13 protein-coding genes are annotated in these 12,698 nt (G+C 74.7%); 8 read left to right on the top strand and 5 right to left on the bottom strand.

Annotated elements, in window-relative coordinates; translation table 11 throughout:
• Positions 1-32: 32 nt before the first annotated feature.
• Positions 33-755 (bottom strand): anti-sigma factor family protein, encoded by a 723-nt coding sequence (locus ACU436_RS13795; RefSeq protein ID WP_459025181.1) that lies wholly within the window; start codon positions 753-755, stop codon positions 33-35.
• Complete coding sequence (locus ACU436_RS13800) at positions 752-1,294, bottom strand: sigma-70 family RNA polymerase sigma factor (RefSeq protein ID WP_459025183.1); 543 nt, start codon at positions 1,292-1,294, stop codon at positions 752-754. The genes ACU436_RS13795 and ACU436_RS13800 overlap by 4 nt, the downstream gene beginning before the upstream one ends.
• A 193-nt stretch (positions 1,295-1,487) precedes the next feature.
• On the opposite strand from ACU436_RS13800, the gene ACU436_RS13805 reads away from it, so the two are divergent.
• The 8 genes from ACU436_RS13805 to ACU436_RS13840 all read left to right on the top strand — a co-directional run bounded on the left by ACU436_RS13805 (position 1,488) and on the right by ACU436_RS13840 (position 10,470).
• Positions 1,488-2,171, top strand: coding sequence for a hypothetical protein (locus ACU436_RS13805; RefSeq protein ID WP_459025185.1), 684 nt, complete (start codon positions 1,488-1,490; stop codon positions 2,169-2,171).
• A gap of 198 nt (positions 2,172-2,369) precedes the next feature.
• On the top strand, positions 2,370-3,014 hold the full coding sequence (locus tag ACU436_RS13810; protein ID WP_459025187.1) for a DUF6529 family protein: 645 nt from the start codon (positions 2,370-2,372) through the stop codon (positions 3,012-3,014).
• Between the two features lie 10 nt (positions 3,015-3,024).
• Positions 3,025-3,495, top strand: coding sequence for a Rieske (2Fe-2S) protein (locus ACU436_RS13815; protein WP_459025189.1), 471 nt, complete (start codon positions 3,025-3,027; stop codon positions 3,493-3,495).
• Between the two features lie 121 nt (positions 3,496-3,616).
• Positions 3,617-5,539 (top strand): methylmalonyl-CoA mutase family protein, encoded by a 1,923-nt coding sequence (locus ACU436_RS13820; protein ID WP_459025191.1) that lies wholly within the window; start codon positions 3,617-3,619, stop codon positions 5,537-5,539.
• Positions 5,536-7,695, top strand: a complete 2,160-nt coding sequence (gene scpA, locus ACU436_RS13825; RefSeq protein ID WP_459025193.1) for a methylmalonyl-CoA mutase — start codon at positions 5,536-5,538, stop codon at positions 7,693-7,695. Before ACU436_RS13820 ends, scpA begins: the two co-directional genes overlap by 4 nt.
• An 8-nt stretch (positions 7,696-7,703) precedes the next feature.
• On the top strand, positions 7,704-8,687 hold the full coding sequence (meaB, locus tag ACU436_RS13830; RefSeq protein WP_459025195.1) for a methylmalonyl Co-A mutase-associated GTPase MeaB: 984 nt from the start codon (positions 7,704-7,706) through the stop codon (positions 8,685-8,687).
• A gap of 133 nt (positions 8,688-8,820) precedes the next feature.
• On the top strand, positions 8,821-9,624 hold the full coding sequence (locus ACU436_RS13835) for a metal-dependent hydrolase (RefSeq protein WP_459025197.1): 804 nt from the start codon (positions 8,821-8,823) through the stop codon (positions 9,622-9,624).
• A gap of 33 nt (positions 9,625-9,657) precedes the next feature.
• A complete protein-coding gene (locus ACU436_RS13840) occupies positions 9,658-10,470 on the top strand; it encodes a DUF1932 domain-containing protein (RefSeq protein WP_459025198.1) in 813 nt (270 codons plus the stop codon).
• A gap of 120 nt (positions 10,471-10,590) precedes the next feature.
• On the opposite strand, the gene ACU436_RS13845 is transcribed toward ACU436_RS13840, so the two are convergent.
• The 3 genes from ACU436_RS13845 to ACU436_RS13855 all read right to left on the bottom strand — a co-directional run bounded on the left by ACU436_RS13845 (position 10,591) and on the right by ACU436_RS13855 (position 12,042).
• Positions 10,591-10,758 (bottom strand): hypothetical protein, encoded by a 168-nt coding sequence (locus ACU436_RS13845; RefSeq protein WP_459025200.1) that lies wholly within the window; start codon positions 10,756-10,758, stop codon positions 10,591-10,593.
• Between the two features lie 153 nt (positions 10,759-10,911).
• On the bottom strand, positions 10,912-11,652 hold the full coding sequence (locus ACU436_RS13850; protein WP_459025202.1) for a GntR family transcriptional regulator: 741 nt from the start codon (positions 11,650-11,652) through the stop codon (positions 10,912-10,914).
• Positions 11,653-11,721: 69 nt separating this feature from the next.
• On the bottom strand, positions 11,722-12,042 hold the full coding sequence (locus ACU436_RS13855; RefSeq protein ID WP_459025204.1) for a methyltransferase domain-containing protein: 321 nt from the start codon (positions 12,040-12,042) through the stop codon (positions 11,722-11,724).
• Positions 12,043-12,698: the final 656 nt, after the last annotated feature.

Here is a 12,698-nt window from a genome sequence, read left to right on the forward strand (position 1 = left end):
GGATCTCGGCCTGCCGAGGGTCGGGCCGAGGATCAGGTCCGCGCCGTGGCGAACGCCCGCCCTTCCTCGTTCTGGATGACCACCTCGGCGACGTCGTCGAGGGGGACGAGCGCGGAGCCGTCGAGCGTGATCCCGTCGCGCCAGCCCTTCTCCGGGACCTGCCAGCTCCCGGCGACCTCGCGGGTGCCGTCGCGGGCCACCACGACGATGTAGCACCGCTCGCCACCGGGGATCCCCTTGACGGTGGTCGAGAGCCGCACCCAGCCGGCGGCCGGGGTGAGGGTGGCGGTCATGTCGACGCCGGGGGCGCCGTTGCCGGTCAGCTCGATGGCGCCCGGCGCCGCGGCGACGACCGCGGGGGGCGGCGGGGACGTCTGCCGCCCGATCAGCACCCCGCCGCCGAGGAACACGGCGACGGTGGCCGCGGCGGCGCCGGCGACCACGAAGCGCCGCCAGCGGCGCCGGGTCGTGACTTCCGCCCGCACCTGCCGCACCGTGCGCTGCAGCATGAGGTCGGCGTCGGGCGGCCCGTCGATGAACGCTTCGGGTGGTACGTCGTCGAGGAGGTTGACCATCCCGCGCAGCTCCTCCCACTCGCGGCGGCACGCCGGGCAGCCGGCGAGGTGCTCCTCGACGGCGCGGGACTGGGCCGCGTCGAGCAGGCCGAGGGCGTGCGCGCCGAGCTCCTCGGGGTCGTGCGCCCCGCCGTGCTCCCGATCTGACCAGTCGCCGTTCCCGGCTCGGTGGCGGTTCACGCCGGCACCTCCCGCCCCGCCGAAGTTTCGGACATCGTCCCTGCCAGGGCCTGGCGCAGCGCCCGCAGCGCGTAGTACGACCGCGACTTCACGGTGCCGGCGGGGATGCCGAGCGCCGTGGCCGCCTCGCCGAGGCTGCGTCCCTTGAAGTAGATCTGGTCGAGCACCCCGCGGTGGTCCTCGGAGAGCTCGTCGAGCGCCGCCATCACGGTGACGGACGCGACGACGCTGTCGGCGTGGTCGCGGACCGTCGGCGGGGTGTCCGGGTTCTCCGCCACCTCCTGGGGCCGGGCCGCCCTCGCCCGGTACCGGTCGGTGACGAGGTTGCGGACCACCGTGAGCAGCCAGCCCCGTGCGGAGCCCTTGCCGTTGGTGAGCACGTCGGGATGTCGCCAGGCACGGATCAGCGTCTCCTGCACGATGTCCTCCGCAGCGGCACGGTCGCCGGTCAGCCGGGTGGCGTAGGCGAGCAGGGCGCGCCCGTGCTCGGAGTAGACGGCGTGCACCAGTGCCTCGTCACGATCACGGGCGGGTGGCATTGTCGGTGGGCTCCCGGGGCTTGGGTCGGGGGCGGAACCCTAGCGGAGCCGCTCCCACCCCGGGACACGGCCGGACGGCCGGACGGGTTCACGGGAAGTTCCTGACGAAGTTTCCTGAACCGGGCGCCCCCCGGATCCGTGTGAGGAAGAGCGCGCCCGGACCGACCGGGCCCCGACGAGCCGGGGGAGAGCCGTGGGCAGGTTCGCACCGCTGATCACGCTCGGGACGGTGGCCGCGCTCGGCGGCGGGCTGCTGTTCGTCAACACGACGGTGGCCGGCCCGCCGACGGTCACGGCCGGCACCGCGGTGGCCGCACCGCCGATCACCGCCGCCGAGGCGGCGCCGGTGCCGGACGCCGCACCGGTCCCGCCCGCCGCCGCGCCGGCGGTGGCCGAGGCCGCCTACACGGGCCGGTCCGCCGGCAACGAGGTGACCGTCGCCCTCGCGGTGAAGGACGGCAGGGCCGTGGCGTACGTGTGCGACGGCAAGAAGGTCGAGGCGTGGTACGAGGGCACCCTCGCCGGGGAGGACCTGCAGCTGTCCGCCGCCGACGGGAAGCCCGGCATCACCGGGACGGTGACCGAGGCGGCCACCCTCGGCACGGTCACCGTCGGGGGCAAGGACCTCCCGTTCGCGGCGAAGGGCGTCGAGGCGCCGGCCGGGCTCTACGAGGGGCGAGCCTCCGTGCGCGGGGTCCTCACCCGGATCGGCTGGATCGTCGACGACGACGGCAAGGTCACCGGCGTCGCGAACGCCGATGGGACCCGCCGCCCCGCACCCACCCTGGACCCGGCCGACCCGACCGGCACGAGGATCGACGGCACGCCGGTCACCGTCACCGCCCTCGACGGCGCCGACCGGGTGATCGAGCGATGAGTGAGCGTCAGCGAGCGAATCAGTGTCACAGCGCCCCGACGAGGTGTCGGCCGAGCGTCAGCGAGGCTGAGCTATGAGTGAGCGTCAGCGAGCGAATCAGTGTCACAGCGCCCCGACGAGGTGCCGGCCGAGCGTCAGCGAGGCCGAGCGATGAGTCGGCCCGCGCCCGGTGCCCCGCCGCGGCGGGCGACCGTCCGGATGATCGGACCGAACGGGGAGCGGGACCTCCCGCGCACGCCCGGTCACGGCGCCCCGCCGCCCCGCAGGCGGGCGGCGCGGCGTGGCGACGGGCGGCGTGGCGGTGGGCTGGGGCTCCTCGTGGCGGCCGCGCTCGGATCCCTGGTCGCCGTGGGCCTCGGGGTGTACGGCAGGCTGCACGAGCCGGCGCCGGTCGTGCTCGGCGTCGCGGGGTTCTCCTCGGTCATCGCCGCGAAGGCGTGGCTGGCGACCGGCGCGTTCGTGCTGGTGCTGGTGCAGCTGTGGTCCGCGGCCGCGCTCTACGGCCGGGTGGGCAGGCGGTGGCGCGCCCGGGGCGGCGCCCCGCCGTGGGTCGCCGGCCTGCACCGCTGGTCCGGCCGGGTGGCGGTGCTGATCACGGTCCCGGTGGCCGTGCAGTGCCTCTACGCGCTCGGCTTCTCCGACGGCACGCCGCGCGTGCTCGTGCACTCGCTGGCCGGCTGCTTCCTCTACGGCGTGTTCGTCACGAAGATGCTGGTGCTGCAGCGACCGCGGAGCCCCCGCTGGAGCCTGCCCCTGCTCGGCGGCGTGCTGTTCACGACCCTCACCGCCGTGTGGCTCAGCTCGGCGGGATGGTACTTCTCGACGTCCGGACTCTCCTTCTGAAAGGACCCTCGTGCACTCTGTCCACCCGCACCCCATCCCGCGGCGCGCTTTCGTCGCCGGTACGTGCGGCGCGGCCTGTGTCGCCGCGCTGAGCGGCTGCGCCACCTACCAGGTCGGGACGGCGCCCGCGCCCGCACCGGACGCCCAGGGCGCCCCCGCCACGGGTGGGTCCGGCGGGGGCGGTTCCGGCCGGGCCGGGGCGCTCGCCAGCACCTCCGACATCCCGGTGGGCGGCGGCACCGTGTTCGGGGACCGGGACGTCGTGGTCACGCAGCCGGAGGAGGGGGAGTTCCGCGCCTTCTCCGCCACCTGCACCCACCAGGGCTGCACCGTCGGCGAGGTGACCGACGGCACGATCAACTGCAACTGCCACGGCAGCAAGTTCGCCGTCGCGGACGGGTCGGTCGTCGACGGGCCCGCCAGCAAGCCGCTCCCGGAGCGCGACATCACGGTGACCGGGGAGGACATCGTGCTCGCCTGAGTGGCCGTGGGTCGGATCACCCTGCCGGGACCCGGCCGCGGCTCCCGCGCCGACCTACACTCCGGACCGTCGGGCCCGGTGGCACGGTTGCCGCCCGGGGTGGCGGAAGGTGTGGCGCTGCATGGACACGGCCTCAGGTGAGACGGCCCCAGGTACGGCACATGTCGACGGTGACGCGCTCGACGCGCAGGCGCCCCCGGAGCCGGAGGAGCTGACGCTCGGAGCGGAGTTCCCGCAGGCGGACCGGGCGGCCTGGCTCGCGCTCGTCGACCGGGTGGTGCGCAAGGCCGGGCGGATCCCGCAGGACGCGGCGGCCGGCGCCGGGTTCGAAGAGCTGAGCCGGCGCACGCTCGACGACATCCCGGTGCGGCCCCTCTACACGGCGCAGGACGCCCCGGACCCGGAGCACGCGGGCGTGCCGGGCGCCGCCCCGTACGTCCGCGGTGGGCGCGCGAACGGCGCCGCCCCCGGCGGGTGGGACGTCCGCCAGCGCCATGCCGACCCCGACGCCGCCGCGGCCCGCACCGCGGTGCTCGCGGACCTCGAGAACGGGGTCTCCTCGGTCTGGCTGGCCGTCGGCGCCGGTGGCTGCACCGTCGCCGATCTCGGCGCGGTGCTCGACGGCGTCCACCTCGACCTCGCCCCGGTGGTGCTGGACGCCACGGCGGACACCGCCGAGACCGAGCTGGCGGCGGCCGGCGCGTTCCTCGAGCTCGCGCCGGACCGGGGCGGCCTGCTCGGCACGCTCGGCCTCGACCCGGTCGGGCGCCGGGCCCGCACCGGGGAGGGCCCCGACGTCGACGTCGTCGTCCCCACCGCGGTCACGACCGCGTCGGGGTTCCCGCGGGTGCGCGTCGTCGTCGTGGACGCGCTGCCGGTGCACGGTGCCGGGGCGTCCGACGCGCAGGAGCTCGGGTACTCGCTCGCCGCCGGGGTCGCGTACCTGCGGGCGCTGACCGGGGGCGGGCTCGACCTGGCCACGGCCGCGGGTCTGCTGGAGTTCCGGTACGCGGCGACCGCGGAGCAGTTCCCGACGATCGCGAAGCTGCGCGCAGCGCGCCGGCTGTGGTCACGGGTCACCGAGGCGTGTGGTCAGGCGCGCCCGCAGTACCAGCACGCCGTCGGCTCCCCGTCGATGCTCACCCGCCGCGACGTGCACGGGAACCTGCTGCGCGGCACCGTCGCGGCCTTCGCCGCCGGTGCGGGCGGCGCCGACGCCGTCACCGTCGCTCCGTTCGACGCCGCGGTCGGTGCGTCCGAGCCCTTCTCCCGCCGGATCGCCCGCAACACCCAGTCTCTGCTGGTGCAGGAGGCGCACCTGGCGCGGGTGGTCGACCCGGCAGGGGGGTCGTGGTTCGCCGAGTCCCTCACCGGGGAGCTCGCGACGGCGGCATGGGCGTTCTTCCAGGAGATCGAGGCCGCGGGCGGCGTGCTCGCCGCGCTGGACGCGGGTCTCGTCGCCGAGCGCGTCGCGGCCGTCCGGGAGCGGCGCGAGGAGGCGGCGGCGCGGCGCACCGCCCCGATCGTCGGGGTGAGCGAGTACGCCCACCTCGCCGAGCCGCAGCCGCCCTCCCCGGCTCCGGTGCCGTCCCGCGGCGGGCTGCCGCACTTCCGTCCCGCCGAGCCCTACGAGGCGTTCCGGGACCGTTCCGACGCCGTGCTCGAAGGGACCGGGTCCCGCCCGCGCGCGTTCCTCGCCACCCTCGGCCCCCTGTCCGCCTACACCGCGCGGGCCGGCTTCGCCCGCAACCTGCTGCAGGCGGGCGGGATCGAGACGCCCGAGGCGGGTCCGACCGACACCCCCGAGGACGTGGCCGGGGCGTTCCGGGAGGCGGGCACCCCGGTGGCCGTGCTGTGCTCGACCGACGCGGTCTACACCGAGCGGGCCGCGGACACCGTGGCCGCCCTGCGCGCGGCCGGCGCCCGGCACGTGCTGCTCGCGGGCAGGGCCGAGGTTCCGGGGGTGGACGGGAACCTGGCCGCGGGCTGCGACGCGCTGGTCGTGATCGAGTCGGTCCACCGGGCGCTGGAGGCAGACGCATGATTCCCGACTTCACCCAGGTCCCGCTGCAGGACGGGTCGGGTCCTGCTGCGGACTGGTCCGGCGACGTCCCGGTCTGGGAGGCGCCGGAGGGCATCGACGTCAAGCCGCTCTACACCGCGGCCGACCTCACCGACGTCGACTTCCTGCACACGTACCCGGGCATCGCGCCGTTCCTGCGTGGCCCGTACCCGACGATGTACACCACGCAGCCGTGGACGCTGCGCCAGTACGCGGGGTTCTCCACCGCGGCGGAGTCGAACGCGTTCTACCGGCGCAACCTCGCCGCCGGGCAGAAGGGCCTGTCGATCGCGTTCGACCTGGCCACCCACCGCGGCTACGACTCCGACCACCCGCGCGTGGGGGGCGACGTGGGCATGGCGGGCGTCGCGATCGACTCGATCTACGACATGCGGCAGCTCTTCGACGGCATCCCGCTGGGCGACATGTCGGTGTCGATGACGATGAACGGCGCCGTGCTGCCGGTGCTCGCGCTCTACGTCGTGGCGGGCGAGGAGCAGGGGGTGCCGCACGGGAAGCTGACCGGGACCATCCAGAACGACATCCTCAAGGAGTTCATGGTCCGCAACACCTACATCTACCCGCCGCAGCCGTCGATGCAGATCATCTCCGACATCTTCTCCTACACCTCGCGGGAGATGCCGAAGTTCAACTCGATCTCGATCTCGGGCTACCACATCCAGGAGGCCGGGGCCACGGCCGACCTGGAGCTGGCCTACACGCTCGCGGACGGCGTGGAGTACCTGCGGGCGGGCATCGACGCCGGGCTGGACGTGGACGCGTTCGCGCCGCGCCTGTCGTTCTTCTTCGGCATCGGCATGAACTTCTTCATGGAGGTCGCGAAGCTGCGCGCCGCGCGGCTGCTGTGGGCGAAGCTCGCGAAGCAGTTCGAACCGTCGAACGAGAAGTCGCTCTCACTGCGCACGCACTGCCAGACGTCGGGCTGGTCGCTGACCGCGCAGGACGTCTACAACAACGTGGTCCGCACGTGCGTGGAGGCGATGGCGGCCACCCAGGGCCACACCCAGAGCCTGCACACGAACGCCCTGGACGAGGCGCTCGCGCTGCCGACGGACTTCTCGGCGCGCATCGCGCGCAACACCCAGCTGCTGCTGCAGCAGGAGTCGGGCACCACGAGGGTCGTCGACCCGTGGGGTGGGAGCTTCTACGTCGAGCGGCTGACCTACGACCTCGCCCGGCGGGCGTGGGCGCACATCGAGGAGGTCGAGCGCGCAGGCGGGATGGCCAGGGCGATCGATGCGGGCATCCCCAAACTGCGCGTCGAGGAGGCCGCGGCCCGCACCCAGGCCCGCATCGACTCCGGCCGGCAGCCGGTGATCGGCGTGAACACCTACGCGGTCGACGAGGACGAGGACGTCGAGGTCCTGAAGGTCGACAACGCCGAGGTGCGCCGCGAGCAGCTGGAGAAGCTGCGCCGGCTGCGGTCCGAGCGCGACGACCGCGAGGTGGACGCCGCGCTGTCGGCGCTCACCTCGGCGGCCGCGCTGATCGCCGAGGGCTCCCCGCGGTCGGACGACCAGAATCTCCTGGGTCTGTCGGTGGCCGCGGCGCGGGCCAAGGCCACGGTGGGGGAGATCTCCGATGCGCTGGAGAAGGTCTTCTCGCGCCACGCCGGCCAGATCCGGATCATCTCGGGTGTGTACGCGCACGAGGCCGGCCGGAGCCCGGCGATCGACCGGGCCCGCGAGCTGGTGGGCGAGTTCGCCGCCCAGGAGGGGCGCCAGCCGCGGATCCTGGTGGCGAAGGTCGGCCAGGACGGGCACGACCGTGGCCAGAAGGTGATCGCCACCGCGTTCGCCGACCTCGGCTTCGACGTCGACGTCGGCCCGCTGTTCTCCACGCCCGCCGAGGTGGCCCGCCAGGCCGCCGATGCGGACGTCCACGTCGTGGGCGTCAGCTCGCTCGCCGCCGGCCACCTCACGCTGGTGCCCGAGCTGCGCGCCGAGCTCGCCGCGCTCGGCCGGGAGGACATCACGATCGTCGTCGGCGGGGTCATCCCACCGGCCGACCACGCGGCGTTGCGCGAGGCCGGCGCGGCCGCGGTGTTCGGGCCCGGCACGGTGATCGCGGAGGCGGCGGTGGACCTGCTCGGCACCCTCACCGCGAAGTTGAGCTAGAGGCACCGATGCCGCGCGAGGTCGACGTTCCAGCCCTGGTCAAGGGCGTGCTGGACGGGTCGCGGGCGGTTCTCGCGCGGGCGATCACCCTCGTCGAGTCGCACCGTCCCGACCACCGCGAGGCCGCGCAGCAGCTGCTGATGGAGCTGCTCCCGCACGCCGGAGGCGGTCGCCGGGTGGGGATCAGCGGGGTGCCCGGCGTCGGGAAGTCCACGTTCATCGAGTCGCTCGGCACCCGCCTCACCGGGGCCGGTCATCGCGTGGCCGTCCTCGCCGTCGACCCGTCCTCCACGCGGACGAAGGGCTCGATCCTCGGCGACAAGACCCGCATGGCGCGCCTCGCGGGCGACGACAACGCGTTCGTGCGGCCCTCGCCGAGCGCGGGGACGCTCGGCGGGGTCGCCCGGGCCACCCGCGAGACCATCGTGCTGATGGAGGCCGCGGGCCACGACGTGGTGCTGGTCGAGACCGTCGGCGTCGGGCAGTCCGAGGTGGCGGTCGCCGCGATGGTCGACACGTTCCTGCTGCTCACGATCGCCCGCACCGGCGACTCCCTGCAGGGGATCAAGAAGGGCATCCTGGAGCTCGCCGACATCGTCGCCGTCAACAAGGCCGACGGCCCCCACGAGGGCGACGCCCGCGCGGCGGCCCGTGAGCTCCGCGGCGCGCTCCACATGCTGACCCCGGCGAGCGCGGCCTGGACCACGCCCGTCCTGACCTGCAGCGCCCAGACCGGCGCCGGGATGGACGAGGTGTGGACGGCGGTGCAGGACCACCGCGCCGCCCTCGAGGCCGCGGGTGAGCTGGAGCGCCGCCGCGCCGACCAGCAGGTCGAGTGGATGTGGCGGGTGGTCCGCGACCGCCTGCTCGACCGCCTGCAGTCCGACCCCGGCGTCCGCGCCGCCCTCCCGGACGTCGAGCGCGCGGTCCGCGAGGGCGAGCTCACCCCCACCCTGGCCGCGCAAGAACTCCTGGACCGCCTCGGCGGCTGACCGCTCGCACACGGACTTCGGTGCTCGCACCGCAACTGCAGTTGGTGTGTCAGCACCAGAGTTGGTGTGTGACGCTCGGAGCGTCGGCGTGGCGCAACCCGATCTTGTCGCCCGGTCGGGTTAACGTCCCGGCGTGCTCGGGGTCAGCCACGCGTTGTCGGGAGCGGCCCTCGGGCTCGCGGTCGCGGGCTTCGTGCCCCAGCTCCTGGGGGAGCACCCGGATGCGGGCACGGTGCTGACGTTCACCGCGGTCTGCGCGGGCGCTGCGCTGCTGCCCGACCTCGACCACCCGTCCTCGATGGCAACCCGGCGGTTCTCGGTGGCGTCCTGGCTGGCGAGCCACGTGGTGCGGCCCGTGTCGCGGCTGGTCTACGACCTCACGCGGGGGCGCCGCGACACCGGCCGCGGCTCTCACCGCGGCCTCACCCACACGGTGGTCGCGGCCGTCGCGCTCGGGTTGGCGGTGAACCTGGCGTCGGCCCGCTTCGGCACCCCGGTGCTGGTCGGCACGCTGTTCGTGTGCCTCGCCCTGGCCATCAAGGGCCTCGACGCCCTCGTGCCGGGGCCGCCGTCGCTGGTGATCGCCGCCGGGCTCACCTACGCGATCGAGCAGGTCGTGCCGGGTGGCACCGCGGGCACGGCCGGGTGGCTGGGCACGGCCGTGACGCTGGGCATGGTCGTCCACTCCGCCGGCGACGCCGTCACCGAGTCCGGTGCGCCGCTGCTGTGGCCGCTGCAGATCCGCAAGCGGCGGTGGTACCCGGTGGGCAGCCCGCGGCCGCTGCGGTTCCGCACGGGTGGCGCCGTCGAGGCCTGGCTGGTGGCGCCCGCCCTCACCGTCGGGGTGTTCCTGCTGGCCGCGTTCGTCGTGCCCGGCGTGGCGCCGTGGCTGCTGGAGATGCGGGCACACGTGGAGCGGCTGGTCGCGGGCGGCTGACGCCCCGGACGGTGCGAGGGCGATGATTCACGGGTGGACTCACCCTTCCCGAACCGGCCGGTGGTCGCGATCCTGCACCCCGGCGCGATGGGCGCCGCGCTCGGCTCGGCGCTGAAGGCACGGGCGGGCACGGTGATCTGGGCGGACGCCGGGCGCAGCCACGCCACGGCCAAGCGCGCGGAGCTCGCCGACCTCGTCGCCGTGCCCGACGTGGCCGAGCTGGCCCGCCGGGCGCACGTGATCGTCTCGATCTGCCCGCCGCACGCCGCCCGCGCGGTCGCCGAGGAGGTCGCCGCCGCCCTGGACGGCCGCGCGGAGCCTCCGCTCTACGTCGACGCGAACGCGGTCGCGCCCGAGACCGTGCGCGGCATCGGCGCGCTGCTCGGCGACGCGCGCGTGGTGGACGGGGCCGTGATCGGCCGCCCGGCCTGGGAACCCGGCCGCACGATGCTGTGGCTCTCGGGGGAGGCGGCGCCCGCGGTGGCCGACCTGTTCGCGGGCTCCCCGTTCACCGCGCGGGTGCTCGGCCCCGGTCTCGGCGCGGCCAGCGCGCTCAAGGCGTGCTACGCGCTGCAGACCAAGGCGTTGCCCACGGTGTGGGCGGCGCTCGCCGACGCCGCCGACGCCTACGGCGTGCGGGACGCGCTCTCCGATCAGCTGGCCCGCGACGGCGTGGACCTCACCGCGCACCTCGACGCGCTGCACACCCGTGCCGCGTCGAAGGCGTGGCGCTGGGCCGGCGAGATGGACGAGTCGGCGGCCACGCTCGCCGCCGTCGGCGTGCCGGACGGCTTCTCCCGCGCGGCCGCCGAGGTGTACCGCCGCATGGCCGGCGGCCCGTCCTGACCCGTCCGCCCGCTCCCGGTGCGTCCGGGTCGGGTGCGAACGCGGACCGCCGCCGCACCGGAGGGGGTGGGAGCGGCGGCGGTCTGCTCGGGGCGTCCGGCCCCGGGTCGAGGTCGTCCGTCAGCCGTCGTCGCTGTGGGAGTGGTGCGGGGCGCTCCAGCCCCGGTTCCCGGGCGAGCTGCCGGACTCGGAGCTGGACGCCGCGATGGCCGACGGTGCGAGCAGCGCCAGCACGGCGCCGATCACCACGCTGACCAGGGCTGTTGCCGCCAGACGCTTGCGTCGCATGGGGACAGCTTGGCCGCCAGGGTCGGGGTCCGTCGCGTTCGGCGCGGGATTTCCACCCGAAGGGGTCCCTTCAGGGGCGAGATCGGGTGGTTCGGGCACGGAACGTGGCCGTACGGATCGCCCGAGCCGGCCCGACGTCCCCGGTCCGGGCGGTCACCGGCCGGTGAGGGCCACTTCGAACGAGTAGCGCGACGCCCGGTACAGGTGGTCGCCGAACTCGACGACGAGCCCGCGGTCGTCGAACGCGGTGCGCCGCATCGTCAGCAGCGGGGCGCCGCGGGTCTCGTCGAGGAGCTTCGCCTCGGCGGCGGTGGCGCGCCGCGCCCCGATGCTCTGGCTGGCCGAGGCGAGCGCCACCCCGGCCTCGCGGAGGACCTCGTAGAGCCCGCGCTGCTCGAGCAGTTCCGGCTGCAGCGGCACGAGGTCGGCGCGCAGGTGGTTGTGCATGATGGCGAGGGGCTCGCCGTTCGTGCTGCGCAGCCGTTCCAGCGCGATCACGGGGGTGCCCTCCGGCACCTCGAGGGCGGTGGCCACCACGCCGGACGCGGCCTCGACGGTGTGCGAGAGCACGGCGGTGGTCGGTTCCTGGCCCGAGCTCGTGAGATCGTCGAACAGGCTGGTGAGGCCGACCGGGCGGCGGACCCGCGCCCGCGCGACGTGCGTGCCGACGCCGCGCTTGCGCACCAGCAGCCCCTTGTCCACGAGGTACTGGATCGCCTGCCGCATCGTCGGGCGGGAGAGGCCCAGCTCGCCGGCCAGTGCGATCTCGTTGTCCAGCCGCGAACCCGGCGGCAGGGTGCCGGACTCGATGGCCTGCTCCAGCTGGCGCGCCACCTGGAAGTACAGCGGCACCGGGCTGGCACGGTCCACCAGGACCTGCGGGCGGTCTGGCATCGCGGCCTCCTGTCCAGCCGGTGGCTGCCCGTTGGTCCTGACAACCTAACGATCGGCGCAACGGTGCCGCTACCGCCGCCGGCAGACGAGCTCTCCGTGCGTGGGCCGTGGGAACGCCGACTCCTCGAGGGTGAACCCGGCGCAGCTGGTGCAGCGCCGACGACGTCGGCGAGCGGGCCCGCGTGCTCGCAGCAGAGGAACCCGGCGCGGTGCGGTGACACGGAGACCCCGGCGCCGTCCGCCCGCTTCGCGGGTGTACGCGAGCATCTCCTCGGCCACGTCCACGCCGTGCGCGTCGGCGCCGCGCCGGGCCGCCTCGACCACCAGCGACCCCGTGCCGCACGCCAGGTCCACGAAGCGGGTGGCCGATGCCCGTCGATGCGCGGGCATGATCCGAAGTTTCGGTTGTCCATGGCTGTCTCCACGACCATGGACGCCCGATACCTCGGATCTTGACGGGGAAGATCGCGGATATCGGTTGTTCATGGCTGTGGCTGCAGCCATGGCCGACCGATACTGCGGATCATGAACGTGACCGGCGCCTGGCGGTCGGGTCTGTCTGTTCGCGGGATCGGCTGCCGGTGGGCGCGCCGTGCCCGGCTCGTAGCGCGATCGCCTCACCCTTCGATCCGGTCCCGGGTGCGGCCACTCCCGTTCCCGCCCCGACCTCGCCCCGGCGGGGTGGTCGGGTTGGCGCCACTACCGTCCCCCGGCGTTACCGGGGCGGCCGTCCCCGGCCTGCTGGCACGCCAGTACGCGACGAGCCCGTCGCTGCTGGCGGCCACTCGACCTGCGGTGGTCCCGCCGGCCCCTTCTGCACTCCCCAGACACCCGGGCGACCCCACGAACAACCCCGAGGTCGACGCCCGGCGGGCCGTGATCGGCGGGATCGGGGCATCACGCTCATACATGCACGTCAGGTCCCGTTTCCGCTGAGCATGGCCCCGTTTTCGGGTCGTTCCAGGCAGCCTGTCGGCCGGCACGACACCCGGTGCCGACACCACAGCCGCGCACAGTCCATTGCAGGAAAGCCACTCCGACGCAAG

The sequence above is a fragment of the Pseudonocardia wallangbongensis genome, from assembly GCF_054486945.1.

Bases quoted from the DNA above. Each gene is read 5' to 3' on its own strand.
- ACU436_RS13850 (WP_459025202.1), bottom strand. From the start codon at position 11,652: ATGCCAGACCGCCCGCAGGTCCTGGTGGACCGTGCCAGCCCGGTGCCG.
- ACU436_RS13855 (WP_459025204.1), bottom strand. From the start codon at position 12,042: ATGCCCGCGCATCGACGGGCATCGGCCACCCGCTTCGTGGACCTGGCG.
- meaB (WP_459025195.1), top strand. From the start codon at position 7,704: ATGCCGCGCGAGGTCGACGTTCCAGCCCTGGTCAAGGGCGTGCTGGAC.
- ACU436_RS13800 (WP_459025183.1), bottom strand. From the start codon at position 1,294: ATGCCACCCGCCCGTGATCGTGACGAGGCACTGGTGCACGCCGTCTAC.
- scpA (WP_459025193.1), top strand. From the start codon at position 5,536: ATGATTCCCGACTTCACCCAGGTCCCGCTGCAGGACGGGTCGGGTCCT.
- ACU436_RS13820 (WP_459025191.1), top strand. From the start codon at position 3,617: ATGGACACGGCCTCAGGTGAGACGGCCCCAGGTACGGCACATGTCGAC.
- ACU436_RS13810 (WP_459025187.1), top strand. From the start codon at position 2,370: ATGATCGGACCGAACGGGGAGCGGGACCTCCCGCGCACGCCCGGTCAC.
- ACU436_RS13845 (WP_459025200.1), bottom strand. From the start codon at position 10,758: ATGCGACGCAAGCGTCTGGCGGCAACAGCCCTGGTCAGCGTGGTGATC.